This window comes from Streptomyces aurantiacus (assembly GCF_001418335.1).
In the GTDB taxonomy this organism is placed as follows: Bacteria; Actinomycetota; Actinomycetes; order Streptomycetales; family Streptomycetaceae; genus Streptomyces; species Streptomyces aurantiacus.
This window is the reverse complement of record NZ_LIPP01000192.1, coordinates 1-26,839: the sequence shown is the minus strand read 5'-3', so window position 1 is coordinate 26,839 and position 26,839 is coordinate 1. Positions and strand designations below refer to the sequence as shown.

Annotated in this window: 27 protein-coding genes; 10 read left to right on the top strand and 17 right to left on the bottom strand. The window is 70.1% G+C overall.

Going from position 1 to position 26,839, the window contains the following annotated elements:
- Positions 1–21: 21 nt before the first annotated feature.
- From AOK01_RS24470 to AOK01_RS24450, 5 genes are all read right to left on the bottom strand, one after another.
- Positions 22–1,236 carry a hypothetical protein gene (locus tag AOK01_RS24470; RefSeq protein WP_055515211.1) on the bottom strand — a complete coding sequence of 405 codons (1,215 nt, stop codon included), beginning with the start codon at positions 1,234–1,236 and terminating at the stop codon, positions 22–24.
- Positions 1,233–1,805: a SigE family RNA polymerase sigma factor gene (locus AOK01_RS24465; protein ID WP_055515209.1), complete on the bottom strand. Its 573-nt coding sequence runs from the start codon at positions 1,803–1,805 to the stop codon at positions 1,233–1,235. The genes AOK01_RS24470 and AOK01_RS24465 overlap by 4 nt, the downstream gene beginning before the upstream one ends.
- A gap of 310 nt (positions 1,806–2,115) precedes the next feature.
- Positions 2,116–3,105 carry a 2,3,4,5-tetrahydropyridine-2,6-dicarboxylate N-succinyltransferase gene (gene dapD, locus AOK01_RS24460; RefSeq protein ID WP_055515207.1) on the bottom strand — a complete coding sequence of 330 codons (990 nt, stop codon included), beginning with the start codon at positions 3,103–3,105 and terminating at the stop codon, positions 2,116–2,118.
- A 114-nt stretch (positions 3,106–3,219) separates the two neighbouring features.
- On the bottom strand, positions 3,220–3,756 hold the full coding sequence (locus tag AOK01_RS24455) for a TetR/AcrR family transcriptional regulator (protein WP_055515205.1): 537 nt from the start codon (positions 3,754–3,756) through the stop codon (positions 3,220–3,222).
- 43 nt (positions 3,757–3,799) lie between these two features.
- Positions 3,800–4,120, bottom strand: a complete 321-nt coding sequence (locus AOK01_RS24450) for a DMT family transporter (RefSeq protein ID WP_055515227.1) — start codon at positions 4,118–4,120, stop codon at positions 3,800–3,802.
- A gap of 345 nt (positions 4,121–4,465) precedes the next feature.
- Between AOK01_RS24450 and AOK01_RS24445 the strand changes: the two genes are divergently transcribed.
- Positions 4,466–5,338, top strand: coding sequence for an AbfB domain-containing protein (locus tag AOK01_RS24445; RefSeq protein ID WP_055515203.1), 873 nt, complete (start codon positions 4,466–4,468; stop codon positions 5,336–5,338).
- Positions 5,339–5,454: 116 nt separating this feature from the next.
- Here AOK01_RS24445 and AOK01_RS24440 read toward each other — a convergent pair whose 3' ends face one another.
- The 8 genes from AOK01_RS24440 to AOK01_RS24405 form a co-directional block, all read right to left on the bottom strand.
- Positions 5,455–5,787: a metal-sulfur cluster assembly factor gene (locus tag AOK01_RS24440; RefSeq protein ID WP_053741509.1), complete on the bottom strand. Its 333-nt coding sequence runs from the start codon at positions 5,785–5,787 to the stop codon at positions 5,455–5,457.
- On the bottom strand, positions 5,784–6,251 hold the full coding sequence (sufU, locus tag AOK01_RS24435) for a Fe-S cluster assembly sulfur transfer protein SufU (RefSeq protein WP_055515225.1): 468 nt from the start codon (positions 6,249–6,251) through the stop codon (positions 5,784–5,786). Before sufU ends, AOK01_RS24440 begins: the two co-directional genes overlap by 4 nt.
- Before the next feature lie 106 nt (positions 6,252–6,357).
- Positions 6,358–7,614, bottom strand: a complete 1,257-nt coding sequence (locus AOK01_RS24430) for a cysteine desulfurase (protein ID WP_055515202.1) — start codon at positions 7,612–7,614, stop codon at positions 6,358–6,360.
- Positions 7,611–8,396 carry a Fe-S cluster assembly ATPase SufC gene (sufC, locus tag AOK01_RS24425; RefSeq protein ID WP_055515201.1) on the bottom strand — a complete coding sequence of 262 codons (786 nt, stop codon included), beginning with the start codon at positions 8,394–8,396 and terminating at the stop codon, positions 7,611–7,613. Before sufC ends, AOK01_RS24430 begins: the two co-directional genes overlap by 4 nt.
- Before the next feature lie 7 nt (positions 8,397–8,403).
- The gene (locus tag AOK01_RS24420) at positions 8,404–8,739 is read right to left on the bottom strand and encodes a non-heme iron oxygenase ferredoxin subunit (RefSeq protein ID WP_055515200.1); all 336 of its coding nucleotides are present in this window, start codon (positions 8,737–8,739) and stop codon (positions 8,404–8,406) included.
- Positions 8,739–9,917 carry a Fe-S cluster assembly protein SufD gene (gene sufD / locus AOK01_RS24415; RefSeq protein ID WP_055515198.1) on the bottom strand — a complete coding sequence of 393 codons (1,179 nt, stop codon included), beginning with the start codon at positions 9,915–9,917 and terminating at the stop codon, positions 8,739–8,741. Before sufD ends, AOK01_RS24420 begins: the two co-directional genes overlap by 1 nt.
- Before the next feature lie 89 nt (positions 9,918–10,006).
- Positions 10,007–11,431 carry a Fe-S cluster assembly protein SufB gene (sufB, locus tag AOK01_RS24410; protein ID WP_055515197.1) on the bottom strand — a complete coding sequence of 475 codons (1,425 nt, stop codon included), beginning with the start codon at positions 11,429–11,431 and terminating at the stop codon, positions 10,007–10,009.
- The gene (locus tag AOK01_RS24405) at positions 11,428–12,252 is read right to left on the bottom strand and encodes a helix-turn-helix transcriptional regulator (RefSeq protein ID WP_055515195.1); all 825 of its coding nucleotides are present in this window, start codon (positions 12,250–12,252) and stop codon (positions 11,428–11,430) included. The genes sufB and AOK01_RS24405 overlap by 4 nt, the downstream gene beginning before the upstream one ends.
- A gap of 161 nt (positions 12,253–12,413) precedes the next feature.
- On the opposite strand from AOK01_RS24405, the gene AOK01_RS24400 reads away from it, so the two are divergent.
- The 4 genes from AOK01_RS24400 to AOK01_RS24385 all read left to right on the top strand — a co-directional run bounded on the left by AOK01_RS24400 (position 12,414) and on the right by AOK01_RS24385 (position 16,216).
- A complete protein-coding gene (locus AOK01_RS24400) occupies positions 12,414–13,352 on the top strand; it encodes an AAC(3) family N-acetyltransferase (RefSeq protein WP_079103702.1) in 939 nt (312 codons plus the stop codon).
- 11 nt (positions 13,353–13,363) lie between these two features.
- Positions 13,364–14,287 (top strand): ABC transporter ATP-binding protein, encoded by a 924-nt coding sequence (locus tag AOK01_RS24395; RefSeq protein WP_055515194.1) that lies wholly within the window; start codon positions 13,364–13,366, stop codon positions 14,285–14,287.
- Positions 14,284–15,099 (top strand): ABC transporter permease, encoded by an 816-nt coding sequence (locus tag AOK01_RS24390; RefSeq protein WP_055515193.1) that lies wholly within the window; start codon positions 14,284–14,286, stop codon positions 15,097–15,099. The genes AOK01_RS24395 and AOK01_RS24390 overlap by 4 nt, the downstream gene beginning before the upstream one ends.
- An 85-nt stretch (positions 15,100–15,184) precedes the next feature.
- Positions 15,185–16,216: a COX15/CtaA family protein gene (locus AOK01_RS24385; RefSeq protein WP_055515192.1), complete on the top strand. Its 1,032-nt coding sequence runs from the start codon at positions 15,185–15,187 to the stop codon at positions 16,214–16,216.
- A 35-nt stretch (positions 16,217–16,251) separates the two neighbouring features.
- Here the strand turns inward: AOK01_RS24385 and AOK01_RS24380 are convergent, their stop codons facing one another.
- The 4 genes from AOK01_RS24380 to AOK01_RS24365 form a co-directional block, all read right to left on the bottom strand.
- The gene (locus AOK01_RS24380; RefSeq protein WP_055515191.1) at positions 16,252–17,013 is read right to left on the bottom strand and encodes a nucleotidyltransferase domain-containing protein; all 762 of its coding nucleotides are present in this window, start codon (positions 17,011–17,013) and stop codon (positions 16,252–16,254) included.
- A 44-nt stretch (positions 17,014–17,057) separates the two neighbouring features.
- Positions 17,058–18,164, bottom strand: a complete 1,107-nt coding sequence (locus tag AOK01_RS24375) for an amidohydrolase family protein (protein WP_055515190.1) — start codon at positions 18,162–18,164, stop codon at positions 17,058–17,060.
- Between the two features lie 129 nt (positions 18,165–18,293).
- A complete protein-coding gene (locus tag AOK01_RS24370) occupies positions 18,294–18,617 on the bottom strand; it encodes a hypothetical protein (protein WP_055515189.1) in 324 nt (107 codons plus the stop codon).
- A 139-nt stretch (positions 18,618–18,756) separates the two neighbouring features.
- A complete protein-coding gene (locus AOK01_RS24365) occupies positions 18,757–19,713 on the bottom strand; it encodes a heme o synthase (protein ID WP_055515187.1) in 957 nt (318 codons plus the stop codon).
- Between the two features lie 355 nt (positions 19,714–20,068).
- On the opposite strand from AOK01_RS24365, the gene tkt reads away from it, so the two are divergent.
- Genes tkt through pgl form a run of 5 tightly spaced genes read left to right on the top strand, consistent with a single transcriptional unit; the run spans position 20,069 to position 26,729 of the window.
- Positions 20,069–22,171: a transketolase gene (gene tkt / locus AOK01_RS24360; protein WP_055515186.1), complete on the top strand. Its 2,103-nt coding sequence runs from the start codon at positions 20,069–20,071 to the stop codon at positions 22,169–22,171.
- A gap of 47 nt (positions 22,172–22,218) precedes the next feature.
- Positions 22,219–23,337, top strand: a complete 1,119-nt coding sequence (tal, locus tag AOK01_RS24355; RefSeq protein ID WP_055515185.1) for a transaldolase — start codon at positions 22,219–22,221, stop codon at positions 23,335–23,337.
- A gap of 4 nt (positions 23,338–23,341) precedes the next feature.
- Positions 23,342–24,865: a glucose-6-phosphate dehydrogenase gene (zwf, locus tag AOK01_RS24350; RefSeq protein ID WP_055515184.1), complete on the top strand. Its 1,524-nt coding sequence runs from the start codon at positions 23,342–23,344 to the stop codon at positions 24,863–24,865.
- The gene (gene opcA / locus AOK01_RS24345) at positions 24,862–25,950 is read left to right on the top strand and encodes a glucose-6-phosphate dehydrogenase assembly protein OpcA (protein WP_055515182.1); all 1,089 of its coding nucleotides are present in this window, start codon (positions 24,862–24,864) and stop codon (positions 25,948–25,950) included. Before zwf ends, opcA begins: the two co-directional genes overlap by 4 nt.
- On the top strand, positions 25,947–26,729 hold the full coding sequence (pgl, locus tag AOK01_RS24340; protein ID WP_055515181.1) for a 6-phosphogluconolactonase: 783 nt from the start codon (positions 25,947–25,949) through the stop codon (positions 26,727–26,729). Before opcA ends, pgl begins: the two co-directional genes overlap by 4 nt.
- Positions 26,730–26,839: the final 110 nt, after the last annotated feature.

Genomic DNA, 26,839 nt, shown 5'->3' with positions numbered 1-26,839 from the left:
CTGTCAGTGCTGTCAGTGCTGTCAGCGTTCGGCGAAGACCGGTTGCCAGCGTCCGGCCGCGCCGTCGTTCCCCTGGCGGAAACCGCTCAGCGGGACGGTCTTCTTGTTGCCGATCGTGACGAGCACGAGCCGGTTGTGGAACTCGTTCGTGCCGGGGTCGATGTCCCAGGCAATGAGCCGCTTGTCGTCGACCCAGGCGAGCAGTTGCTGACCGGGGATCTTGTAGAGCCGCTTGCCGCTGTAGGGGTCGTTGATCTCGGAGGCGGTGGTTTTGGCGCCGCCCGCGAAATCGCCCGCGGCCAGCTTGCCGTTCGGGGACAGCCCCGCCTCCACGAACCAGTTCAGGTACTTCTCGTTCGCGGGGCTGGCGACCTCGTTGCCCTCGAAGTCGTAGTACTGCATGCCGGGTTCCGAGGTGAGCCCGGAGTAGACCAGCTCGGCGTCGTTGTCGAAGGCGAAGTCCTGGCGGACGTTGATGTCCTCCTCGTGGCCCGTGACCTTGCTCCAGGAGCCGTCGCCGGAGTCGACGTCGAGGACGTAGAAGCCGGTCCGGTCCGACTGGCCGAACCGCGTCTCCCAGTCGTTCTTCTTGCCGTCCCCGTCACTGTCGTAGTCCGCCCTGTACAGCAGGTCGGGGTTCTTGCTGTACGTCGTCGCGACGAGCTTGCTGCCGTCGGGCGAGAAGCTGACGCCCGCGACGGCGCGGTCGACGGTGATCCAGCGCTCGACCTCGCCGGTGAGCAGGTCGAGCAGCCCGATCCGCTTGGTGGGCAGGCCCTGCTCCAGAACCGCGGCGGTGCGCATGCCGGGGGCCACGTCGAGGAAGGACCACTTGGTGGTCTTCACGTACTTGCCGGTCTTCTGGTCGAGGAGGTGGTAGGTGCGCCGGTGGACGCCCCGGTCCGGTGTCTCCTTGACGGTCCTGGTCGTGTAGTAGGCGGCCATCGCGGTGTCGCCCGCCGCCACGAGGTCGCGCGGCGGTGTCTGGTCCGGGTGGGCGATGATGTCGCTCCGGTTCATCTGACTGGCGAGCCGCGGTTCGTCCTCACCGTTCAGGACCGGCACCGCCACGCCGACGGCGACCGCGACGGCCGTGGCCACCGCCGCTCCGGCGAGCGTATGGTTCCGGCGGCGCCGCCGTACCGCGAGGACGCGGCCCGCGAGGTCGGGCGGCGGGGCCATGGCCTCCGATGCCTGGTCGTGCAGGGCGTCGCGTACGAGCTGGTCCATGTTCACGGACGTACCTCCACGGGTGAGAAGTCGCGGGACGGGCTCTCTTCCGCGTCGGCCGGGCCGAGTGCGGCCAACTCCGGTGCGAGGCTGCGCAGTCGGGCGAGCGAGCGGTGCGTGGTGGACCGCACGGTCCCGACCGAACAGCCGAGGATCCGGGCCACGTCGGCCTCCGGCAGGTCCTCGAAGTACCGCAGCACGAGCACGGTCCGCTGCCGGGCGGTGAGCCGGGCCAGCGCTCCCCGCATCAGGATGCGCAGCTCGGTGGCGGCGGAGGCGTCCGCTCCGCCGCCCGTCGCTCCTCCCGTCGCCTCGGGCGGCTCGGCGACGGTCAGCTCCCGCCGACGCCACTTCAGCCGCCAGCGGCTCACCTGCTGCCGGTACAGGATCTGCCGTACGTACGCCTCCGGCTCGTCGATCCGCTGCCACCGCCCGGCGGCCTTGACCAGCGCGTTCTGCAGCAGGTCCTCGGCCGCGTGGCGGTCGCCGCCGCTGAGCAGCACGGCGGTCTTCAGCAGCGCCGACGACCGGTTCTCCACGAACTCCCGGAACGCCTCGTGCCCCTGGGCATCCATCGTCACCGTCTCTTCCCCGCGGGCGTATTCCCCGCTCCCACCCGTACTGACGTGTCGGGTGGGCCCCCGCTATGCCTTGCCGGCCGGGGAATTTACGCGGTGCGGTGGGGTGTGCTTCTGCGTCTGCGGGTGCGTTGTGGCTGATCGCGCAGTTCCCCGCGCCCCTGAAGACAAAAGCCGGGGCACGGCCCCACTCTCAGGGGCGCGGGGAACGGCGCAGTCTCTTGGGGGCGCGGGGAACGGCGCAGTCTTTCAGCGGCGCGGGGAACTGCGCGGCCGGCCCCCACCGGCCCGCACCCGACGGTACGGCTCAGTTGTGGCTGTGGAGGATCTCGTTGAGCCCGCCCCACACCGCGTTGTTCGGCCGTGCCTCCACCTTCCCGGTGACGGAGTTGCGGCGGTAGAGGATGTTCGAGGCCCCGGAGAGCTCACGGGCCTTGACGATCTGCCCGTCGGGCATCGTCACCCGCGTACCGGCGGTGACGTACAGCCCGGCCTCGACCACGCACTCGTCACCGAGGGCGATACCGACACCCGCCTCCGCCCCGATCAGGCACCGCTCGCCGATGGTGATACGGACGTTGCCGCCACCCGACAGCGTCCCCATGGTGGAGGCGCCGCCCCCGATGTCCGAGCCGTCGCCGACCACGACGCCGGACGAGATGCGGCCCTCGACCATCGACGTGCCGAGCGTGCCGGCGTTGAAGTTCACGAAGCCCTCGTGCATCACCGTGGTGCCCTCGGCGAGGTGCGCCCCGAGGCGGACCCGGTCGGCGTCGGCGATGCGGACGCCCTTGGGCGCCACGTAGTCCGTCATGCGCGGGAACTTGTCGACGGACGTCACGGCCAGGTGGAGGCCCTCGGCGCGGGCGTTCAGCCGGACCTTCTCCACGTCGGCCACGGCCACCGGGCCGAGCGAGGTCCAGGCGACGTTGGCGAGGTGGGCGAACAGGCCGTCGAGGCTCTGCCCGTGCGGCTTCACCAGCCGGTGCGAGAGCAGGTGCAGCCGCAGGTACGCGTCGTGCGCGTCGACCGGCTTGTCGTCGAGCGAGGCGATGACCGTGCGGACCGCGACCACTTCGACGCCCCGGCGGGCGTCCGGGCCGATCGCCCGCACGGCGCCCTCGCCGAGCAGTTCCGCCGCGCGTTCGGCGGACAGCCGCTCGGAGCCGGAGGGACCGGGCTCCGCGACCAGTTCGGGCGCCGGGAACCAAGTGTCGAGGACACTGCCGTCGGCGGCGATCGTGGCAAGCCCGGCGGCGACAGCGCCGGTGGTGCGTGTAGCAGTCGTGTCGGTCATGGCAGCAACCTAACTTGGCGGAGCCCGCCCGGGCCAACCCGTGCGCCCGGCATCTCAGGTACCGGGCGCACGGCCACCGCGGCTCCCGCGAAGCACATCAGAGGAACAGGGGGCTCACGGGATCACCCGCGCCAGCATCTCCCGCGCGTACTCCTCGTCGTACGGCGCCCCCGTCAGCAGGACCTGCAGACAGATGCCGTCGATCAGCGCGACCAGCGCCCGCGCGGTCACCGGGTCGGTGCGGCGGGCGAGGAGGTCGGCGAAGTCCCGGCCCCACTCGTCGGCGACGGGCCGCAGGGCCGGCCGGCGCAGAGCGGCGAGGTAGAGCTCGTACTCCACCTCCACCCCCGTACGGTCACCGGCGAGCCATTCGCGGCCGAGCACGGCGAGGTCGGCCGCGAGGTCGGTGCCGGGGTCCCGCAGGGCGCCGCGGGCGGCGACCGTCTTCGTGAAGCCCTCGTTCGCCTGCCGCAACGCGGCGACCAGCAGCTCGTCGAGGGTCTTGAAGTGGTACGTCGTCGAGCCGAGCGGCACATCCGCCTCGGCCGCGACCGAGCGATGGCTCAGCCCGGCGATGCCCTTCGCGGCCACCACCCGGATCGCCGCGTCGATGATCCGCTGCCGCCTCTCGGGGTCGTACCGCCGGGCCATCAGCGACCGCCGCCCGGGACCGGACACCTACGGGCCGAGACCATCAGTGCGCCCCGCCCACGTTCAGCACGATGACCCCGCAGATGATCAGCGCTATCCCGGCGAACTTGGTGACGGTGAGCCCCTCGCCGAGGAACACGGTCCCGATCACCACGATGGCCGCCGTGCCGAGCCCGGACCAGATCGCGTACGCCGTGCCGACGGACACCGTCTTGAGTGTCTGGGCGAGCAGCAGGAAGGCGACGATGTAGCCGAGGGCGGTCAGTACCGACGGCCAGAGCTTGCTGAACCCGTCGCTGTACTTCATGGCGGTCGTGGCGGCCACTTCCGCGGCGATGGCTCCGGTGAGCAGCACGTATCCCATGAGTACGAGGGTACGCATCGATATGTACGCCCGTACACAGGCCCGGAGAGGCGAGTTCCGGACCGGCGGATTCCGAGCGCGACGCCAACCCGCCGAAGAAAACGGCGAGTTCGGGCGGAAGCCGGTTCCAAGAACGCTTACTCGCCACGCGCAAGTTCCACTAATGTTCCCCTCGTCGCGCACGCGGATCTCCCGGACGGGGCCGTCCGGCGTGCCCGCGACCTCCGCCTTCTCCTGTGCTCCTCCTGTGCTCCTCTTGTACCCGTCTTGTACTCCTCTTTGTGCCACGACACCTGACCCTGACCGATCCGCGTCCGCCCTCGGCGGCGCCGGGGGGAACCGCGCATGCCGGAAAGAGACACCGAGTCAGCTCCCGACCCGTCGGCCCACCTCCCGAAGGTGTGGGAGACCGGCGAGAGCCTGGAGGAGTCCCGCATCCCCGGGACCCGCAGGCTCTGGCTGGCCGGAGCACTGCTGCTGGCGGTCCTCGCCTCCACCGTGACGGCGGTCACCGTGCTGGACGAGGACAAGGCCAGGACCACGGACGCCTTGTCGGACGAGCGGACGGAGAACACCTCCGCCGTGGACGAACCGCTCGTGCCGGTCCCGTCCGCCGCCACCGCGCCCAGCGGGAAGAGCGGGCTGGCCGCCCCCGAGCCGTCCGGGACCACCGCGGAGGGCTCCCTGTCACCCGCGGACCAGCAGGGCGGCGCCGGCCCGGGCCCGGTGGCACAGCCGTCGACGTCGAAGTCCGCGTCCGCCGGCAGGCCACCGGCGTCCAAGCCCTCGTCCGCACGGAAGTCCGTTCAGGCGGTCAACTACCCCGACCGCTACTGGCACCTCGGCGACGACTCCGTACGGCTCGACCGGGTGAGCCCGCGCAGCTCGTCGTGGACCAGGCAGGAGGTCTCCTTCAAGCTCGTCCCCGGCCTCGCCGACGCCGGCTGTGTGTCGTTCTCCCTCGGCGACGGCCGCTATCTGCGCCACTCCCGGTTCCTGCTGCGCGCCGACCGCCACAACGGCTCCGAGCTGTTCAAGCAGGACGCCACGTTCTGCCCGCGCCCGTCGGCGTTCCCCGGCGCGGTCATGCTGGAGTCGGTCAACTACCGCGGCCGCTTCCTGCGCCACCGCGACTTCCGGCTCCGCCTGGACCCGTACGAGCAGAGCGGTCTTTACCGCGCGGACTCGGCGTTCCGGCTGGTCAAGGGCCTGGGCTGAGCCGTCGGTCCCGGCCCCCTCACGCGCGCGGCCCCTTCAAGCACGTGCGGCCCCCGGCGAAAACGCCGGGGGCCGCACACGTACAGACGTCAGACACTTTCAGACGTCAGACATTCTCAGACGTTGAAGCCCAGCGCCCGAAGCTGGTCACGGCCGTCGTCCGTGATCTTGTCCGGGCCCCACGGCGGCATCCACACCCAGTTGATGCGGAGTTCGTTCACGATGCCGTCCGTGGCGGACTTGGCCTGGTCCTCGATGACGTCGGTGAGCGGACACGCCGCCGACGTCAGGGTCATGTCGATCGTCGCGATGTTCGCGTCGTCGATGTGGATGCCGTAGATCAGTCCGAGGTTGACGACGTCGATGCCCAGTTCGGGGTCGACGACGTCGTACAGGGCCTCGCGGACTTCGTCCTCGGAGGCCGGTTTCATCTCGATGGTCTCGCTCATGCCGTCTTCCTTTCGGCGTCGGCCTCGCCCAGGGCCTGGGCCGTCGCGTCCTTCCAGGCCATCCAGCTCAGCAGCGCGCACTTCACGCGGGCCGGGTACTTGGAGACCCCGGCGAACGCGACCGCGTCCTCCAGGACCTCCTCCATCGCGTCGTCCGGCTCGATGCGGCCCTTGGACTGCATCAGTTCCAGGAAGGTCTCCTGGATCCTCTGCGCGTCGGCCAGGTGCTTGCCCACGAGCAGTTCGTTCAGCACGGAGGCCGATGCCTGGCTGATGGAGCAGCCCTGGCCCTCGTACGAGACGTCACTGATCGTCGTGCCGTCGTACTTGACGCGCAGCGTGATCTCGTCGCCGCACGTCGGATTGACGTGGTGCACTTCGGCGTCGCCGTCGCGAAGACCGCGCCCGTGCGGGTGCTTGTAGTGGTCCAGGATGACTTCCTGGTACAGCGAATCCAGTTTCACACCCATCAACCTCGCGTCTTAGCGGAGCCTCGCATCACGCGCGCCTCCTGCCGGGGGTCCGGGGTCGTCCCCCGGGATGACTCAGCACGGTCTCAGCTCACGTCCCTCAGCCGAAGAAGTTCCGTACGTGCTCCAGGCCGTCGACCAGTGCGTCGATCTCGGCCGGCGTGGAGTACAGATAGAACGACGCTCGCGTGGTCGCAGGAATTCCGTACCGCAGGCAGACAGGCCGTGCGCAGTGGTGTCCGACCCGGACCGCGATGCCCTGCTCGTCGAGGACCTGGCCCACGTCGTGCGGGTGGATGTCACCCAGCGTGAACGAGATGGCCGCGCCGCGGTCCTCGGCCGTCGTCGGGCCGATGATCCGCAGGCCGGGGACCTCGGCGAACCGCTTCACCGCGTACTCGGTGAGGGCGTGCTCGTGGGCGAGGATCTTGTCCATGCCGATCGCGCTCAGGTAGTCGATGGCCGCACCGAGACCGACCGCCTGGGCGATCGGCGGGGTGCCCGCCTCGAACTTGTGCGGGGCGGGAGCGTACGTCGACGAGTGCATCGACACCGTCTCGATCATCTCGCCGCCGCCCAGGAACGGCGGCAGGTCCTCCAGCAGCTCCTGGCGGCCCCAGAGGACGCCGATGCCGGTCGGGCCGCACATCTTGTGGCCGGTGAAGGCCACGAAGTCGGCCTGGAGGGCCTGTACGTCCATCGGCATGTGCGGGGCGGCCTGGGAGGCGTCGATGCAGACCAGCGCGCCGACCTCCTGGGCGCGGCGCACTATCGCCTCGACCGGGTTGACGGTGCCCAGGATGTTCGACACCAGGACGAAGGAGACGATCTTCGTCTTCTCCGTGATGACCTCGTCGATGTTGGACAGGTCGAGCCGGCCGTCGTCGGTCAGGCCGAACCACTTCAGCTTCGCGCCCGTGCGCTGCGCGAGCAGCTGCCACGGCACGATGTTGGAGTGGTGCTCCATCTCGGTGATGACGATCTCGGTCTCGTGGTCCACGCGGTAGGGCTCGTCGGCCCAGCCGAGCATGTTCGCCACGAGGTTGAGCGACTCGGAGGCGTTCTTCGTGAAGATCACCTCGTTGCGGCTCGGCGCGTTGATGAACGTGGCGACCTTGTCGCGCGCGCCCTCGTACAGCGCCGTGGCCTCCTCCGCGAGCACATGCACACCGCGGTGGACGTTGGAGTTGTGGTTCTCGTAGTAGCCACTGAGTGCGTCCAGCACCTGGCGCGGCTTCTGCGAGGTCGCCGCGTTGTCCAGGTACACGAGCTTCTGGCCGTCGTGGACCCGGCGGTCCAGGATGGGGAAGTCCTTGCGGATCGCCTCTGTGTCGAGGAGGCCCGGCAGCTGTGTCACTCGGATGCGCCACCCTTCGTGTCGACTCCGTCGTGCTTCGCGTAAACCTCGTACCCCTCGTTCTCCAGCTTGTCGGCGAGTTCGGCGCCGCCGGACTCGACGATGCGTCCGCCGGAGAAGACGTGCACGTGGTCGGGCTTGATGTAGCGAAGGATGCGCGTGTAGTGCGTGATCAGCAGGGTGCCGACCTCGCCGCTCTCGCGGACCCGGTTGACGCCCTCGGAGACGACGCGCAGCGCGTCGACGTCGAGGCCGGAGTCGGTCTCGTCGAGGATCGCGATCTTCGGCTTGAGCAGCTCCAGCTGAAGGATCTCGTGGCGCTTCTTCTCACCGCCGGAGAAGCCCTCGTTCACGTTGCGCTCGGCGAAGGCGGGGTCCATGTTGAGGCGTGTCATGGCCTCCTTGACCTCCTTCACCCAGGTACGCAGCTTGGGGGCCTCGCCGCGGATCGCAGTGGCGGAGGTGCGCAGGAAGTTGGAGACGGAGACGCCGGGGACCTCGACGGGGTACTGCATCGCCAGGAACAGGCCCGCGCGGGCGCGCTCGTCGACGGACATCCCCAGGACGTCCTCGCCGTCGAGGGTGACGGTGCCGCCGGTGATCGTGTACTTCGGGTGACCCGCGAGCGAGTAGGCGAGCGTCGACTTGCCGGAGCCGTTCGGGCCCATGATGGCGTGGGTCTCGCCCTGCTTCACGGTGAGGTCGACGCCCTTGAGGATCTCCTTCGTGGCGTTGTCGGCCTCGACGGTGACGTGCAGGTCGTGGATTTCAAGCGTTGCCATGGGTTCCTCAGGACTCCTGGTTGAGGGAGACGAGCACGTCGTCTCCTTCGATCTTTACGGGGTATACGGGGACGGGGCGCGTCGCGGGTAGGCCGGACGGCTTGCCGGTGCGGAGGTCGAAGCTGGAGCCGTGCAGCCAGCACTCGATCTGACAGTCCTCCACCTCGCCCTCGGAGAGCGAGACGTTCGCGTGCGAGCAGATGTCGTTGACCGCGAACACCTCGCCCTCGGTACGGACGACCGAGACCGGCGTGCCGTCGAGTTCCACCCGCTTGGGGGTGTCCTCCTCCAGCTCGCTCAGTCCACAGGCCCGCTGAAAACGAGCACGGTCTAGGGCGGTCATCAGACGGACGCCTCCAGCTCCTCGTCGATCCTGGCGAGGAGACGTTCCTGGATGTCGGCGACCCTGATCTGCTGGACCAGCTCGGCGAAGAAGCCGCGGACCACCAGACGGCGGGCCTCGTCGGCCGGGATGCCGCGGGCCATCAGGTAGAAGAGCTGCTCGTCGTCGAAGCGGCCGGTCGCCGAGGCGTGGCCGGCGCCGACGATCTCGCCGGTCTCGATCTCCAGGTTCGGCACGGAGTCGACCCGGGCGCCGTCGGTCAGAACCAGGTTCCGGTTCATCTCGTAGGTGTCCGTGCCCTCGGCCGAGGCCTCGATGAGGACGTCGCCGATCCACACCGCGTGGGCGCCGTCGCCCTGGAGCGCGCCCTTGTAGGCGACGTTCGACTTGCAGTGCGGGGCGTTGTGGTCGACCAGGAGGCGGTGCTCCTGGTGCTGGCCGGCGTCCGTGAAGTACAGGCCGAAGAGCTCGGCCTCGCCGCCGGGGCCCGCGTAGGCGACCCGCGGGTGGAGGCGTACGAGGTCGCCGCCGAAGGTGACCACGAAGGACTTGAAGGTGGCGTCCCGGCCGATCAGCGCGTTGTGCTGGCCGACGTGGACGGCCTTGTCGTCCCAGTCCTGGACGGAGACGACGGTGAGTTTGGCGCCGTCGCCCAGGATGTAGTCGAGGTTGGCGGCGAGCACCGCGTCACCGGTGTGGTCGATGACGACGACGGCCTCGGCGAAGGCTCCGAGCTCGATGATCTGGTGGCCGTAGGCGACACCGCCCTCGCCGTGCACGGAGATGCGGATCGGCTCGGTGAGCACCGTCTCCTTGGGGACGGTGACGACACCGGCCTTCTCGAACGCCGAGTAGGCCTGCGCGGCGACGCGGTCGGCCGGAACCGCCCGGCCGAGCCGGTGGTCGTCGCGGCCGACGGTCTCGACGACGACGCCCTCGGGCGCGTCGATGCCGACCTTCACGCCGTCGCCGGTGGCGACCGCGGTGCCGTCGTGCAGTCCGCGCAGCCGCTCCAGCGGCGTGAACCGCCATTCCTCCTCACGACCGTGGGGGACGGGGAAGTCCGCCACGTCGAAGGAGGGGGGCGCGCTCATGCGCGTGGCGACGGTCGACTCGGCGGCCACCGCGATCTGGCCCGCGGTGGTGGAGCCCACGGGAATGTTCTGAGCCTCAGCCATGGCTGTCGGTCTGCTCTCTTTCCTGCGTCAGTTGCGATCCTCGGCCCGCCCGGAGGGGCGGGCCGCCGGCTGCTGGAACGGGCGGCGGGTCAGCCGACCGCGCCTTCCATCTGCAGTTCGATCAGCCGGTTGAGCTCCAGGGCGTACTCCATGGGCAGCTCCTTCGCGATGGGCTCGACGAAGCCGCGCACGATCATGGCCATCGCCTCGAACTCCGAGAGACCGCGGCTCATCAGGTAGAAGAGCTGGTCGTCGGAGACCTTGGAGACGGTCGCCTCGTGGCCCATGGACACGTCGTCCTCGCGGACGTCCACGTAGGGGTACGTGTCCGAGCGGGAGATGGTGTCGACGAGCAGCGCGTCGCACAGCACGTTGGACTTCGAGCCGTGGGCGCCCTCGCCGATCTCGACGAGACCGCGGTAGGACGTACGGCCGCCACCGCGTGCCACGGACTTCGACACGATGTTGGAGGACGTGTTCGGCGCCATGTGGACCATCTTGGAGCCGGCGTCCTGGTGCTGGCCCTCGCCCGCGAAGGCGATCGACAGGGTCTCGCCCTTGGCGTGCTCGCCCATCAGGTAGACGGCCGGGTACTTCATGGTGACCTTGGAGCCGATGTTGCCGTCGACCCACTCCATGGTCGCGCCCTCGTACGCCACGGCGCGCTTGGTGACCAGGTTGTAGACGTTGTTCGACCAGTTCTGGATGGTCGTGTAACGGCAGCGGGCGTTCTTCTTGACGATGATCTCGACGACCGCGGAGTGCAGCGAGTCCGACTTGTAGATCGGGGCCGTGCAGCCCTCGACGTAGTGCACGTAGGCACCCTCGTCGACGATGATCAGGGTCCGCTCGAACTGGCCCATGTTCTCCGTGTTGATACGGAAGTAGGCCTGGAGCGGGATCTCCACCTGCACGCCCTTGGGCACGTAGATGAAGGAGCCGCCGGACCACACCGCGGTGTTCAGCGACGCGAACTTGTTGTCGCCGACCGGGATGACCGTGCCGAAGTACTCCTTGAAGAGCTCCGGGTGCTCCTTCAGAGCCGTGTCGGTGTCCATGAAGATGACGCCCTGCTCCTCCAGGTCCTCACGGATCTGGTGGTAGACGACCTCGGACTCGTACTGGGCCGCGACACCGGCGACGAGGCGCTGCTTCTCCGCCTCGGGGATGCCGAGCCTGTCGTACGTGTTCTTGATGTCCTCGGGCAGGTCCTCCCAGGACTCCGCCTGCTTCTCCGTGGAACGCACGAAGTACTTGATGTTGTCGAAGTCGATGCCCGAGAGGTCCGAGCCCCAGTTCGGCATGGGCTTCTTGCCGAACAGGCGCAGGCCCTTGAGACGGAGCTTGGTCATCCACTCCGGCTCGCTCTTCTTGGCGGAGATGTCCCGGACGACGTCCTCGTTGATACCGCGCTTGGCAGAGGCACCGGCCACGTCGGAGTCGGCCCAGCCGTATTCGTAGTTGCCCAGGCCGTCGAGCTCGGGGTGGGCGGTCTCCTCGATGGGGAGTGTCATGCGGGGTTCCTCCCGGCGGTGCTTGCGGATGCGTTGTCAGTAATCGCGTTGTCTGTCATCGCGGATGCGTTGTCAGCAATGTGGGGCGGCGTGGAGATCTTCGGAGTATTCGGAGTATTCGGAGTGTGGGAAATCTTGGGGATGAACGTCGTGCAGACGCCGTCGCCGTGGGCGATGGTCGCCAGCCGCTGCACGTGAGTGCCCAGCAGCTGCGAGAAGAACTCCGTCTCCGCCTCGCACAGCTGCGGAAACTGTTCTGCCACATGGGCGACCGGGCAGTGGTGCTGGCAGAGCTGCTCGCCCACCGGCGCGCCACGCGCCGTAGCAGCGTACCCGTCCGCGCTCAGAGCCTTGGCCAGCGCTTCGGCGCGCTTTTCCGGCGCGGCGGACTCGACGGCCTCGCGGTACGCCCCGGCCTGGGCGGCCATCCTGGCGCGGGCGAAGGCGACGAGCGCGCCCTCCCCGCCCTCGCGCTCCGCGATCCAGCGCAGGGCGTCCGCGGCGAGTTTGTCGTACGACTGGTCGAAGGCGTCCCGGCCGCAGTCGGTCAGGGCGAACACCTTGGCGGGCCGGCCGCGCGTACGCGCGCCGTAGACCCGCTGCTCGCGAGCCTCCACGACGTCGTCGGAGACCAGGGCGTCAAGGTGCCGTCGGACGGCCGCATGGGTCAGGCCGAGGCGTCCGGCGAGGTCGGCCACGGTCGAGGGACCGTGGTCCAGGATGGACCGCGCGACACGGTTGCGCGTGGAGCGCTCCCCTGTCGCGAGTTCCTCCTGAGGGGCCCCCGCAGGGGTCTCCCGAGCCTCGCCAACGTTTTTCACAACGCCATTGTTGCGTAATTCCTCAGGGACTGACAAGCGGCGTCCACGCCGGGCGGGGGTGCGGTGCATCACTTAGGTAAACCTAATCTGACCTGCGCGAACGATCTTTGATCGATCAATTCGGTGGCGGGGCGAGGAGCCGTCGACAAGACTGGCCCACCATGCCGACACCCCCTCCCACCGGCCCTCTCGTCACGCGCGCCACCCTCGCCGCGGACCTCCGCGCACTCGGCGTACGCCCCGGCGAGACACTCCTCGCACACACGTCGCTCAGTTCACTCGGATGGGTCAACGGCGGTGCGGTCGCCGTCGTCCAGGGACTGCTCGACACGCTCGGCCCCGACGGCACACTCGTGGTCCCCACCCAGACCGGCGACCTCTCCGACCCGGCCCTGTGGAGCAGTCCCCCGGTGCCCGAGGAGTGGTGGGCAGCGATCCGCGCCACGATGCCCGCGTACGACCCGCTCGTGACGCCCTCGCGCGGGGTGGGCCTGATCCCCGAGACCGTACGCACCTGGCCCGGCGCCCTGCGCAGCGCGCACCCGCAGACCTCGTTCGCGGCCCTCGGGCCGGACGCGGCGGCGATCGTCGGGGGCCACGCGCCGGACTGCCGGCTGGGCGAGCGCAGCCCGCTGGCCCGCCTGGAGGAGAGGGGTGCCCGGGTCCTGCTGCTCGGCGCGGGATACGACACCTGCACCGCCTTCCACCTCGCCGAGTACCGGATACCCGCGCCGCGCGTCGAGGTGGGCCGGCCCGTCCGTACGGCGGAGGGGACCCGCTGGGAGGTCGTCACGGAGGTGTCGGTCAGCTCGGAGGAGTTCGACACCCTGGGCGCCGACTTCGAACGGGACCGTCCGGTCGTACGGGGCCGGGTGGGCGCGGCCGACGCGCGGCTGTTCCCCCTGGCCGACGCGGTGGCCTACGCGCAGCGGTGGCTCGCGGTACACCGCTCGCGCGAGGAGTGGATCACGACGGACGTGCCCGCCCCGCGACGCCAGGGCCCCCTTCAGGGGGCCACTGATGCCACGGCTCGGGGGGCTTCCGATGCCACGGCACCGGTGACGCGACCCGCCCACCGGCACCCGTCCGACCGTCCCTAGACTTGGCGCCCATGCGAAGCGACCCCGTCGTCCAGGTCAGCGGTCTGGTCAAGCGGTACGGCAGGAAAACCGCGGTGGACGGCCTGGATCTGGTGGCCCGGTCGGGCATCACCGCCGTTCTCGGACCCAACGGCGCGGGCAAGACGACCACCGTCGAGAGCTGCGAGGGATACCGGAAACCGGACTCCGGAACGGTCCGGGTGCTGGGCCTCGACCCGGTGCGCGAGGCCGCCGCCCTGCGCCCCCGCATCGGCGTGATGCTCCAGTCCGGCGGCGTCTACTCCGGCGCCCGCGCCGACGAGATGCTCCGGCACGTGGCGAAACTGCACGCGCGTCCGCTGGACGTGGACGCGCTGATCGAGCGCCTGGGCCTGGGCAGCTGCGGCCGGACGACGTACCGGCGGCTCTCCGGGGGCCAGCAGCAGCGCCTCGCGCTCGCCATGGCCGTCGTCGGCCGCCCCGAACTGGTCTTCCTGGACGAGCCGACCGCGGGCCTCGACCCCCAGGCGCGCCGGGCCACCTGGGAACTCGTACGCGATCTGCGCGCCGACGGTGTCTCGGTCATCCTGACCACGCACCACATGGACGAGGCCGAGCAGCTCGCCGACGACGTGGCGATCATCGACGCGGGCCGGGTCGTCGCCCAGGGCTCCCCCGACGCACTGTGCCGCGGCGGCGCCGAGAACACCCTGCGGTTCAGCGGCCGTCCCGGCCTGGACGTGGCCTCACTCCTCAAGGCCCTCCCGGCGGACTCCACGGCGGCCGAGCCGGCACCGGGCTCGTACCGGGTGGGCGGCAAGATCGACCCGCAGCTCCTCGCGACCGTCACGACCTGGTGCGCCCAGCACGGGGTGATGCCGGAGAAGATCTCCGTGGAGCGGCACAGCCTGGAGGACGTGTTCTTGGAACTGACCGGCAAGGAGCTGCGCGGATGAGCCCGGAAACGACGGGAACGGCCACGGGCACGGACGCCCGGACCACGGCCGCCGGCACCTACGCGCCGAGCCCGGGAGCGGCCCCACTGCCCCGCATGATCGCGGCGCAGGCGGTGCTGGAGACGAAGATGCTGCTGCGCAACGGCGAGCAGCTGCTACTGACGGTGATCATCCCGACGCTGCTGCTCGTGCTGTTCAGCGCGGTGGACGTGGTCGACACGGGCGACGGCGAGGCCGTCGACTTCCTGGCGCCGGGCATCCTCGCGCTGGCCGTGATGTCGACGGCGTTCACCGGCCAGGCGATCGCGACGGGCTTCGAGCGGCGGTACGGCGTGCTGAAGCGGCTCGCCGTCTCGCCGCTGCCCCGCTGGGGCCTGATGACGGCCAAGACCCTGTCCGTACTGGTCACCGAGGTCCTCCAGGTGATCCTGGTGACGGTGATCGCCCTCGCGCTCGGCTGGTCGCCGCACGGCAGCCCCTTCGCGGTGCTGCTCCTGCTGGTCCTGGGCACCGCGGCGTTCTCGGGGCTCGGGCTGCTGATGGCGGGAACGCTGAAGGCGGAGGCCACGCTGGCCGCCGCGAACCTGGTCTTCCTGCTGCTGCTCGTCGGCGGCGGCGTGGTCGTCCCGCTGGACAAGTTCCCGCAGGCGGCGCAGGACGCCCTCGGGCTGCTGCCGATCACGGCCCTCTCGGAGGGGCTGCGGAACGTGCTCAAGGACGGGGCCGGAATGCCCTGGGGAAACCTCGGCATCCTGGCCGCGTGGGCGGTCGTGGGCCTGGCCGCCGCCGGGAGGTTCTTCCGCTGGGAGTGAGGGAACGGGCGGCACTCGGTGGCGGTGGCAGCTCACGCGGTGGAGCCGAGGCACAGGCCGGCGGTGCGGTCGAGGGGGCTCGTGAATGCGTGCACAAGCGGCCCCCTACGATGGTCCCGTGCCGAACGTGACCCGAGCGGACGCCGCTCAAGCCGTGCGCAACCCGCTCGCCTTCATCGCCGAACGCTGGACCCCGTCGCCCAGGACGGTCCAGCGCGCCGCTCTCGCCGCGCTCGTCATGGCGGTCCTGATCGTGGTCACCGGTGGTGCCGTCCGGCTGACCGGCTCGGGTCTCGGCTGCCCGACCTGGCCCAAGTGCACCGACGACTCGCTCACCGCCACGGGCGCCATGGGCGTGCACGGCGTCATCGAGTTCGGCAACCGCATGCTGACGTACGTCCTGTGCGCCGCGGTCGGCTGGGCGATCATCGCGGCGCGCTCGCAGAAGCCGTACCGCCGCAGTCTCACCCGGCTCGGCTGGACGCAGTTCTGGGTCGTCATGAGCAACGCGGTCCTCGGCGGGGTCGTCGTCCTCGTGGGCCTGAACCCGTACACGGTCGCCGCCCACTTCCTCCTTTCCACCGCGCTGATCGCCGTCGCCACGACGATGTGGCAGCGCACCCGGGAGGGCGACGACGCGCCGCGTCCGCTGGTCGGCAAGCCGGTGCGGCAGATGACGTGGATCCTGGTCGCCGCGACCGTCCTGCTGATCGCGGTGGGCACGGTCGTCACCGGCGCGGGCCCGCACGCCGGCGATTCGAGCGAGGTCAAACGCATCCCGCTGGACTGGGAGAACGTCACCAAGCTGCACGCGGTCCTGGCCTGGATCGTGGTGACGCTGGCCTTCGCCCTGTGGTTCGTACTGAAGGCCGTCGACGCCCCCACGGGCCCCCTGCACCGCACCCGCGACCTCTTCCTGGTGCTCCTCTCGCAGGGCGCCATCGGGTACGTCCAGTACTTCACCGATCTGCCGGAAGTCCTGGTCGGTTTGCACATGTTCGGCTCGTGCCTGGTGTGGATCGCCACGCTCCGTGTCCTGCTGGCGCTGCGGGAACGGCCCGAGGTTGTGGCGGAACTGCCGGGACAGTCGACGCAGTCGGCGCTCAGCCGCACCTGAGCGGGGCACCTGAGCGGGGCACCTGAGCGGGCCGGTCAGGTGTACGCGGCCACCAGGCGGTCGATCGACGGGCCCAGGTAGTCGCGGGTCAGCTGCCCTCTGCGGATCAGCCACTCCGGCGCCGGTACGGGAGTGGGCTCCCCCGGTTCGTCGTACCGGCGCCTCCTGATGTCCGCGACCACCTCGGCGGGCGCGCCGAGGTCCGGCAGGAGATCGAGCGCCTCCCGCTTGGTGATCAGCCGCCCGTCCTTCAGGGTGACCGCGGCACGGGCGTGGGTGGTCAGCCCGACGTCCACCCAGGCGTCCTGCGTCCAGTTGCCGACGCGGTCCACCTCGCGGCGCCAGAAGTCCCGCTGGTCCCGCACGACGAACTCGGCGAGCTCGCCGTCCGTCACCGGCGGCAGCAGGCGCTCGGGCCGCTCCCCGGACAGGACAAGGCCGAAGGCGTGCAGTTCGCGCCGGGTCACCGGGGTGACCGGCCGTCCGAAGAGCTGCTGGTGCGCCCAGGTGAGGTGCCGCCGCTCCGCGTCGGCCGCCGTGCCGGGCGTCAGATAGCTGCAGTGCAGCTTGGCGACGAGCGGTTCGTCACGCAGGCGGGCGTGCAGCCGGGCCACCCGCCAGACCGTCCGCACCGTGATCGGTCCTTCCAGGACCACGATCAGGTCCAGGTCGCTGCGGCCCTCCTGGTAGTCGCCCCCACCGAGCGAGCCGTGCGCCCACACGGCCACGAGGGCGAGGTCGCGCAGTTCGGCGCGGAAGCGGTCGAGGAGCCGGTCGGTCGCGTCGCTGCGAGTCATGTGCCCAGTCTGGGCGGATCACTTGACCCCGTACACCCGCTGCGTCACTTGACCCCGTACACCCGTCGCGCGTTTCCCGCCGCGATCAGCCCCGCCACCCGCTGCGCGTCGGCCGGCGACCAGGCGCCCTCGGCCACCCAACTGCCGAGCACCCGTGCGAGCGCCTCGCGGAAGAGGCGTGCTCCGACCACATGGAGTTCGGGCAGTCCATGTGCCCCACTGGAGAAGAGGAGCTTGCCGAAGGGGGCGAGTTCCAGGATCTCCGAGAGCACGCCCGCCGCCCGCGCCCCGGTCCGTACGAGCGCCGCGCCCAGGTCGGCGTACACATGCGGGAACACCCCGGCGAGATGCGCCGCGTGACGGTGGTACGGGTAGCCGTGCAGCAGTACCAGGTCGGTGCGCAGGCCGGCCGTCGCGCGGACGAAGTCGGTGAGCAGGACGGGGTCGGTGCGGTCGATGCGCAGGCCGGGTTCGCCCAGGCCCGCGTGGAGCTGGAGCGGCAGGCCGGAGGCGACCGCGATCCACAGCAGGTGTCTGAGCAGGACCGGATCGCTCAGGGCGCCGCCCACCCGGCGGCCCGCCAGCCATCGGCCCGCCGCGCCCCGTACCTCGCCGGGTCCGGGCGGTTCGGGCGCGAGCGCCAGGCCGTGCCGTACGCCCGCCACCGAGGTGAAGGCCACGGCGTTCGCGGCGGCCCCGTGCACCGACTCGGCGAGGTTGGCGAGAAACGACTCGACGGTGCCGGAGGTGTCGGCGACCTGCTCGGCGAGGAGTTCGAGGCGCACGATCTCGTGGGCGTCGGCGGCCCCGGTGGAGGCCATCTCGCCGGGGCCCGTGAGGTCGCCCGGCAGCCCGGTGTCGACGAGATACGTCGTGATGCCGCTCCCCCGCAGCAGCCTGCGCCCCGCCTCCAGGACCCCGAGCTCCCGGCGTCGTGCCAGATAACGGGCGGGCGGGCAGTGCGGTTCGAGACCCAGCAGAGGGGGGCACCAGCGGCGTACGGCGAAACCGGTCTGCGTGTCGAAGAACGTGGTGCCGGCGGCGGGCGGGCCCTCGCCTCTGGCCAGCTGGGCCTCGAAGGTGCCGAGTCCCATCTCCGTCCGCAGCACGCCGTGGCAGTACTGGTCCACCAGCGACGACGTTTCGATCATCCGGACTCCCCCCACGAGTGGGCTCTGCCATTTGCAGGGCTTAACGGGTGAGGTGGGTCTCGGGTGTGGGTACCGGGTGTTTCTGCGGGTGCGGGTGCGTTGTGGCTGGTCGCGCAGTTCCCCGCGCCCCTAACGAGGCTTGTTGCTCGGGCCGCCGATCTGGATGCCTGCCATGCGGGTCCATTCGTACGGGCCCGTCCTGACCTTGTGTGCGAACTCGCCGTCGAAGTCCTCGTGGACGGTGATGCCGGACCGCTGCACGGCCTCTTCGGCGAGGGCATGGGTCGGGGCCACGAGGTCACCCCACTCGCCGTCCTCCCCGACGAGGACGATCCGCGCGCCCTTCTGCCCGAGGTACGCGATCTGCCCCTCGGCGCCGCCGTGGGCATCGGCGAAGGAGGAAATCTGCTTGGCGAGCTTCGCCACTCGGCGCTCGACCTGCTTGTCTGCCATACCAAGATGCTACCGACGGGTAAACAGAAGGCCGACGCCGGGCCCCGTCAGGGGCGCGGGGAACTGCGCGACCAGCCACGACGGACCGGCACCCGAAGACACACCGCAACTCCCACGACTCTCCGAAAAGAGCGGAGCGTCACCGTACGAACGGGTCCACCGCCACCGCCACGAACAGCAGCGACACATACGTGATCGACCAGTGGAACAGCCGCATCTCCTTCAGCTTGCCGCCCACGACGCCCCCCTTCGCCCGGGACTGCAACCCGTGCGCCTCCCAGAGCCAGAACGCTCCGGTCACCAGGGCGACGACGGTGTAGAGCCAGCCCGTGTAGCCGAGCGGCGTCAGGAGCAGGGAGACGAGGACCATGGCCCAGCTGTAGAGGACGATCTGTCGCGCGACGACCTTGTTGGAGGCGACGACCGGCAGCATCGGCACGCCCACGCGCGCGTAGTCCTCTCTCACCTTCATGGAGAGCGGCCAGTAGTGCGGCGGCGTCCAGAAGAACATGACGAGGAAGAGGATGATCGGGGCCCACGACATGGAATTGGTGACGGCGGACCAGCCGATGAGAACGGGCAGACAGCCGGCGATACCGCCCCACACGATGTTCTGCGACGTACGCCGTTTGAGGATCATCGTGTAGACGACGACGTAGAAGAGCAGGGCTCCCAGCGAGAGCCAGGCGGACAGCCAGTTGACGGTCAGACCGAACAGAAGAGTGGAGCCCACGGCGAGCGTGATGCCGAAGGCGAGGCACTCACGGGGGCTCACCATGCCGGTGACGAGCGGGCGCTGCGACGTACGTTCCATGAGCGCGTCGATGTCGCGGTCGAGGTACATGTTCAGCGCGTTGGCGCCCCCGGCGGAGAGATAGCCGCCGAGGCAGGTGAGGAGAACCAGCTGCAGATCGGGTACACCCTGCTGGGCGAGGAACATCACCGGCACGGTGGTGATCAGTAGCAGTTCGATGATCCGTGGCTTCGTGAGAGCGACGAACGCCTTGACCCGGGCCCCGAACGGCCGGTGGTTCGTGCCCTGGCTCGTCCCACCGACTACTCCCGCTGGACGGGATTCAACGGCCGTCACGCACACCCCTGACAGAGACATCCCAGCGAGCCCCGGGTGTGAACTCCCGGTAAAGGCCCGCGCGTACCACGCCACTGTAAACGTTGCCCGGACCACGGCCTTCGCGGGGGTCGGGTCGTGTTGAAAGGGCCCGGTGAAGGACGGATCGGCGGCGGATTGAGCAGCCGGATGACCGGTTCCGTATTCACCTGCCACATACGGAACGCGCCGGTCGGGAGGCGGAAGAGGGAGAGTCCCGGCAGTCTGGAATGACTCGAATTAATGCGCGTTCCCACGGGGGTAGGCTCGACAGCGAGCCGGTGGGCGCCGCGTGCACCGGCATTCGACATGTGCAATATGTGGAGAGGAGCCCTGACCCAGGGTGAGCACCAAGCCGACCACAACAGACCTTGAGTGGACCGAATTGGACCAGCGTGCGGTCGACACCGCCCGCGTCCTGGCCGCCGACGCCGTACAGAAGGTCGGTAACGGCCATCCGGGTACCGCGATGAGTCTGGCACCCGCCGCCTACACCCTCTTCCAGAAGGTGATGCGGCACGACCCGGCGGACCCCGACTGGACCGGCCGCGACCGCTTCGTGCTGTCCGCGGGCCATTCGTCCCTGACTCTCTACACCCAGCTGTACCTGGCCGGCTTCGGCCTGGAGCTGGACGACCTGAAGTCCTTCAGGACGTGGGGGTCCCGGACTCCGGGGCACCCCGAGTACGGGCACACCCGCGGCGTGGAGACGACGACCGGGCCGCTCGGCCAGGGTGTCGCCAACGCGGTGGGCATGGCGATGGCCGCCCGCTACGAGCGCGGTCTGTTCGACCCGGAGGCTGCCCTCGGCGCCTCCCCGTTCGACCACTTCGTCTTCGCGATCGCCGGTGACGGCTGCCTCCAGGAGGGCATCTCCGGCGAGGCGTCCTCGATGGCGGGCCACCAGAAGCTCGGCAACCTGGTCCTGCTGTGGGACGACAACCACATCTCGATCGAGGGCGACACCGAGACCGCCGTCTCCGAAGACACCGTGAAGCGGTACGAGGCGTACGGCTGGCACGTGCAGCGCGTGGCGCCGCAGGAGAACGGCGACCTCGACCCGGCCGCCCTGTACGCGGCGATCGAGGCGGCGAAGGCGGTCACGGACAAGCCGTCGTTCATCGCGATGCGCTCGATCATCGCCTGGCCCGCCCCGCACGCGCAGAACACCGAGGCCGCGCACGGCTCGGCGCTCGGCGCCGACGAGGTCGCGGCCACCAAGCGGGTCCTCGGCTTCGACCCGGAGAAGTCCTTCGAGGTCGCCGACGAGGTGCTGGCGCACGCGCGTAAGGCGCTCGACCGCGGCCGTGAGGCCAAGGCCGAGTGGGAGAAGGGCTTCGCCGCGTGGCGGACCGCCAACCCGGAGCGCGCCGCCGAGTTCGACCGTATCGCCGCGGGCGAACTGCCGGCCGGCTGGGAGGAGAAGCTCCCGGTCTTCGAGACGGGCAAGGGCGTCGCCACGCGTGCCGCGTCCGGCAAGGTGCTCCAGTCGCTCGGTGCGGTCATTCCCGAGCTGTGGGGCGGCTCCGCCGACCTCGCGGGCTCGAACAACACGACGATCGACAAGACGTCGTCGTTCCTCCCGGCGGACAATCCGCTGCCGGAGGCGGACCCGTACGGCCGCACGATCCACTTCGGTATCCGTGAGCACTCCATGGCCGCGGAGATGAACGGCATCGCGCTGCACGGCAACACCCGCATCTACGGCGGCACCTTCCTGGTGTTCTCCGACTACATGCGCAACGCCGTCCGCCTGTCCGCGCTGATGCACCTGCCGGTGACGTACGTGTGGACGCACGACTCCGTCGGTCTCGGCGAGGACGGCCCCACCCATCAGCCGGTCGAGCACCTGGCCTCGCTGCGCGCCATCCCCGGGCTGAACGTGGTGCGCCCGGCCGACGCCAACGAGACGACGATCGCGTGGCGCGAGATCCTGCGGCGCTACACCAAGGTCTTCGGCAAGGGCGCTCCGCACGGCCTCGCGCTGACCCGGCAGGGTGTTCCCACGTACGCGGCCGACGAGGACGCCGCCAAGGGCGGTTACGTGCTCTTCGAGGCCGAAGGGCCCGAAGGACAGAGCACGGCGCCCGAGGTCATCCTCGTCGCGACCGGTTCCGAGGTGCACGTGGCCGTCGAGGCACGTGAGCGGCTGCAGGCCGCGGGCACCCCGACCCGGGTCGTGTCCATGCCGTGTGTGGAGTGGTTCGACGAGCAGGACCAGGGGTACCGGGACTCGGTGCTTCCCCCGTCCGTCAAGGCGCGTGTCGCGGTCGAGGCCGGTATCGGTCTGACCTGGCACCGTTTCGTCGGGGACGCGGGCCGCATCGTTTCCCTGGAGCACTTCGGCGCTTCGGCCGACGGCAAGGTCCTCTTCCAGGAGTTCGGCTTCACTGCCGAGAACGTCGCGAACGTAGCCAAGGAATCGATCGCCGCAGCCCAGCGCTGACGCTGACAGCTCACGCTGACACACGACACGTAGGAGATGCATTTTCCATGACAGACGCACTGAAGCGCCTCTCCGAGGAAGGCGTCGCGATCTGGCTGGACGACCTGTCGCGCAAGCGGATCACGTCCGGCAACCTCGCCGAACTGATCGACCAGCAGCACGTCGTCGGCGTCACCACCAATCCGTCGATCTTCCAGAAGGCGATCTCGCAGGGCGACGGCTACGACCAGCAGCTGTCGGACCTCGCCTTCCGCAAGGTCACCGTCGAAGAGGCCATCCGCATGATCACGACGGCGGACGTCCGTGACGCCGCCGACATCCTGCGCCCGGTCTTCGACGCGACACAGGGCCAGGACGGCCGGGTCTCGATCGAGGTCGACCCGCGTCTCGCGCACAACACCAAGTCGACCGTCGCCGAGGCCAAGCAGCTCGCGTGGCTCGTCGACCGGCCGAACACGCTCATCAAGATCCCGGCGACCAGGGCGGGCCTGCCCGCGATCACCGAAACGATCGGCCGGGGCATCAGCGTCAACGTCACGCTGATCTTCTCGCTTGAGCGCTACCGCGAGGTCATGGACGCGTACCTGGCGGGCCTGGAGAAGGCCAAGGCCGCCGGGATCGACCTGGCCGGCATCCACTCCGTGGCGTCGTTCTTCGTGTCCCGGGTGGACACCGAGATCGACAAGCGGCTCGACGCCCTCGGCACCGACGAGGCCAAGGCCGCCCGCGGCAAGGTGGGCCTCGCCAACGCCCGGCTCGCCTACGAGGCGTACGAGGAGGTCTTCTCCTCGGACCGCTGGGCCGCCCTGGACCGGGAGCAGGCCAACAAGCAGCGTCCGCTGTGGGCCTCGACCGGCGTCAAGGACCCGGCCTACAAGGACACCCTGTACGTCGACGACCTGGTCGCGCCGAACACGGTGAACACCATGCCGGAGGCGACGCTCGTCGCCACCGAGGACCACGGCAAGATCACCGGCAACACCATCGCCGGTACGTACGACCAGGCCCGCGCCGAGATCGACGCCGTCGAAAAGCTCGGGATCTCGTACGACGAAGTGGTCCAGCTCCTGGAGGACGAGGGCGTCGAGAAGTTCGAGGCGTCCTGGAACGACCTGCTCAAGTCGACCGAGGCGGAACTCCGCCGCCTCGCCCCTTCGGAGGGCTGAAATCTTGTCAAGCAGCAATCCGCTGCGTGACCCGGCGGACCGACGGCTCCCGCGTATCGCGGGGCCGTCGGGCCTCGTCATCTTCGGGGTCACGGGCGATTTGTCCCGTAAAAAGCTCATGCCTGCTGTTTATGACCTTGCCAACCGCGGCCTGCTGCCGCCGGGCTTCTCCCTCGTCGGCTTCGCGCGCCGCGAGTGGGCCAACGAGGACTTCGCCCAGGAGGTCCACGACGCCGTCAAGGAACACGCCCGCACGCCGTTCCGTGAGGAGGTCTGGCAGCAGCTCGTCCAGGGGATGCGCTTCGTCCAGGGCACCTTCGACGACGACGACGCGTTCGAGCGGCTGCGCGACACGATCGGGGAACTGGACAAGGCACAGGGCACGGGCGGCAACTTCGCCTTCTACCTGTCCGTACCGCCGGGCGCGTTCCCCGTGGTCATCCAGCAGCTCAAGAAGCACGGCCTCGCCGACCAGTCGAGCGGCTCCTGGCGGCGCGCGGTCATCGAGAAGCCCTTCGGCCACGACCTCAGGTCGGCCGAGGACCTCAACGCCACCGTCGAGGAGGTCTTCGCCCCGGACCAGGTCTTCCGCATCGACCACTACCTGGGCAAGGAGACCGTCCAGAACATCCTGGCGCTGCGCTTCGCGAACCAGATGTTCGAGCCGATCTGGAACAGGTCGTACGTCGACCACGTACAGATCACGATGGCCGAGGACATCGGCATCGGGGGCCGCGCCGGCTACTACGACGGCATCGGCGCCGCCCGTGACGTCATCCAGAACCACCTGCTCCAGCTGATGGCCCTCACGGCCATGGAGGAGCCCGCCTCCTTCGACGCGGACGCGCTCGCCGCCGAGAAGACCAAGGTGCTCGGCGCGGTCAGGCTCCCCGCTGACCTGGGCGAGAGCACGGTCCGCGGGCAGTACGCCGAGGGCTGGCAGGGCGGCGAGAAGGCCGTCGGCTACCTCCAGGAAGACGGCATCGACCCCAACTCGAAGACCGACACCTACGCGGCGATCAAGGTGGAGGTGGATAACCGCCGCTGGGCGGGCGTCCCCTTCTACCTGCGGACCGGCAAGCGCCTGGGCCGCCGCGTCACCGAGATCGCCGTCGTCTTCCAGCGGGCCCCGCACTCCCCCTTCGACCGCACGGCGACGGAGGAGCTGGGCCAGAACGCGATCGTCTTCCGCGTCCAGCCCGACGAGGGCATCACGGTCCGCTTCGGCTCCAAGGTGCCCGGCACCTCCATGGAGATCCGGGACGTGTCCATGGACTTCGCGTACGGCGAGTCGTTCACGGAGTCCAGCCCCGAGGCGTACGAGAGGCTCATCCTGGACGTCCTCCTGGGCGACTCGAACCTCTTCCCGCGCACCGAGGAGGTCGAGCTGTCCTGGAAGATCCTCGACCCGATCGAGGAGTACTGGGACAAGCACGGCAGGCCCGCGCAGTACCCGTCAGGCACGTGGGGGCCCGTCGAGGCCGACGAAATGCTTGAGCGAGACGGACGGAGCTGGCGTCGGCCATGAAGATGGATCTCACGGACACCACGGCCGGCAAGATCAACAAGGGGCTCGTGCAGGCCCGCCGCGCCATCGGCACGCCTGCCGTCGGCATGGTCCTCACCCTCGTCGTCGTCACCGACGAGGAGAACGCCTACGACGCCCTGAAGGCCGCCAACGACGCCTCGCGCGAGCACCCCTCGCGCACCCTCGTCGTCATCAAGCGGGTCTCGCGCTCGCCCCGCGACCGCACGAAGTCGCGCCTGGACGCCGAGGTGCGGGTCGGCGCGGACGCGGGCACCGGTGAGACGGTCGTCCTGCGGCTGTACGGCGAGGTGTCGGACCACGCCCAGTCCGTCGTCCTGCCGCTCCTGCTGCCGGACGCGCCGGTGGTGGTCTGGTGGTCGGTGGACGCGCCCCGTGACCCGGCGGGCGACCCGCTGGGCGCGCTCGGCCAGCGCCGGGTCACCGACGGCTACGCGGCGGAGAAGCCCGTCGAGGACCTGCGGACCCGCGCCGAGAGCTACGCGCCGGGCGACACCGACCTGGCGTGGGCCCGGATCACTCCGTGGCGCTCGATGCTGGCCGCCGCCCTCGACCAGGTCGACTGCGAGGTCGTCTCCGTCGAGGTGGCGGGCGAGGAGGCCAACCCGAGCGTCGAACTCCTCGCCATGTGGCTCGCCGACCGCCTCCACGTACACGTGCGGCGTGCCGTCTCCGCGGGTCCCGGCCTGACCCAGGTACGCCTGGAGACGACCGGCGGCCCCATCACCCTGCACCGGTCGGACGGGGCGATGGCCACCCTGGCACTGCCCGGCCAGCCGGACCGGGCGGTGGCACTCAAGCGCCGCGAGACGTCCGAGCTGCTTGCGGAGGAGCTGCGCAGGCTCGACCCGGACGACACGTACGCGTCCGCACTGCGGTTCGGGGTGGACCGGCTGGGCGGCATACAGTCGGCCTCGCAGCGGGCCGAGGCGTCCACCTGGACTCCGGGGTCGCTCCCGGTCCGCCCGGTGCACGAGTCCCCGGCCCCGGCCCCGGCGGGGGACGGCGACACCCCGCGTCCGACTCCCGCCCAGATGCCCCCGGTCAAGAAGGCGGACCCGCAGTGAGCACTCCCCAGCTGGTCGTCCACCGCGACAAGGAGCTGATGGCGCAGGCCGCCGCGGCCCGGCTGATCACGAAGGTCGTGGACGCGCAGGCCTCACGCGGTTACGCCTCGGTCGTACTGACCGGTGGCCGCAACGGCAACGGCCTGCTCGCGGCGCTCGCGGCGGCGCCCGCCCGGGACGCCGTCGACTGGAGCCGGCTCGACCTGTGGTGGGGCGACGAGCGGTTCCTGTCCGAGGGCGACCCCGAGCGCAATGTCACCCAGGCCCGGGAGGCGCTCCTCGACTCGGTGCCGCTGGATCCGAAGCGCGTGCACGCCATGCCCGCGTCGGACGGCCCCTGGGGCTCGGACGCGGACGCGGCGGCGGAGGCCTACGCCGCCGAACTCGCCGAGGCGGCCGGGCCGGAGACCCACGTCCCCGTCCCGTCCTTCGACGTGCTGATGCTGGGGGTCGGTCCTGACACCCATGTGGCGTCGCTCTTCCCCGAACTGCCTGCGGTCCGCGAGACGGAACGGACGGTGGTGGGCGTGCACGGTGCACCCAAGCCGCCGCCGGTCCGGGTCACGCTCACGCTGCCCGCGATCCGGGCGGCGCGGGAGGTATGGCTGCTCGCGGCGGGAGAGGACAAGGCGCAGGCCGCGGCGATCGCGCTGTCCGGCGCGGGTGAGATTCAGGCGCCGGCGTCGGGAGCCTACGGCCGGTCCCGCACGCTGTGGCTGCTGGACGCGGCGGCGGCGTCCGCGTTGCCGCGCTCGCTGTACCCGCCGGCTTCCCCCTGACAGGTGGGCCCCGGTCACCGCCTCGGGGGCTCCGCCCCCGAACCCCCGTTGCGCAGTTCCCCGCGCCCCTAGGTACCTATAGGCGCGGGGGCCTGCGCAGTCTTTTGTCT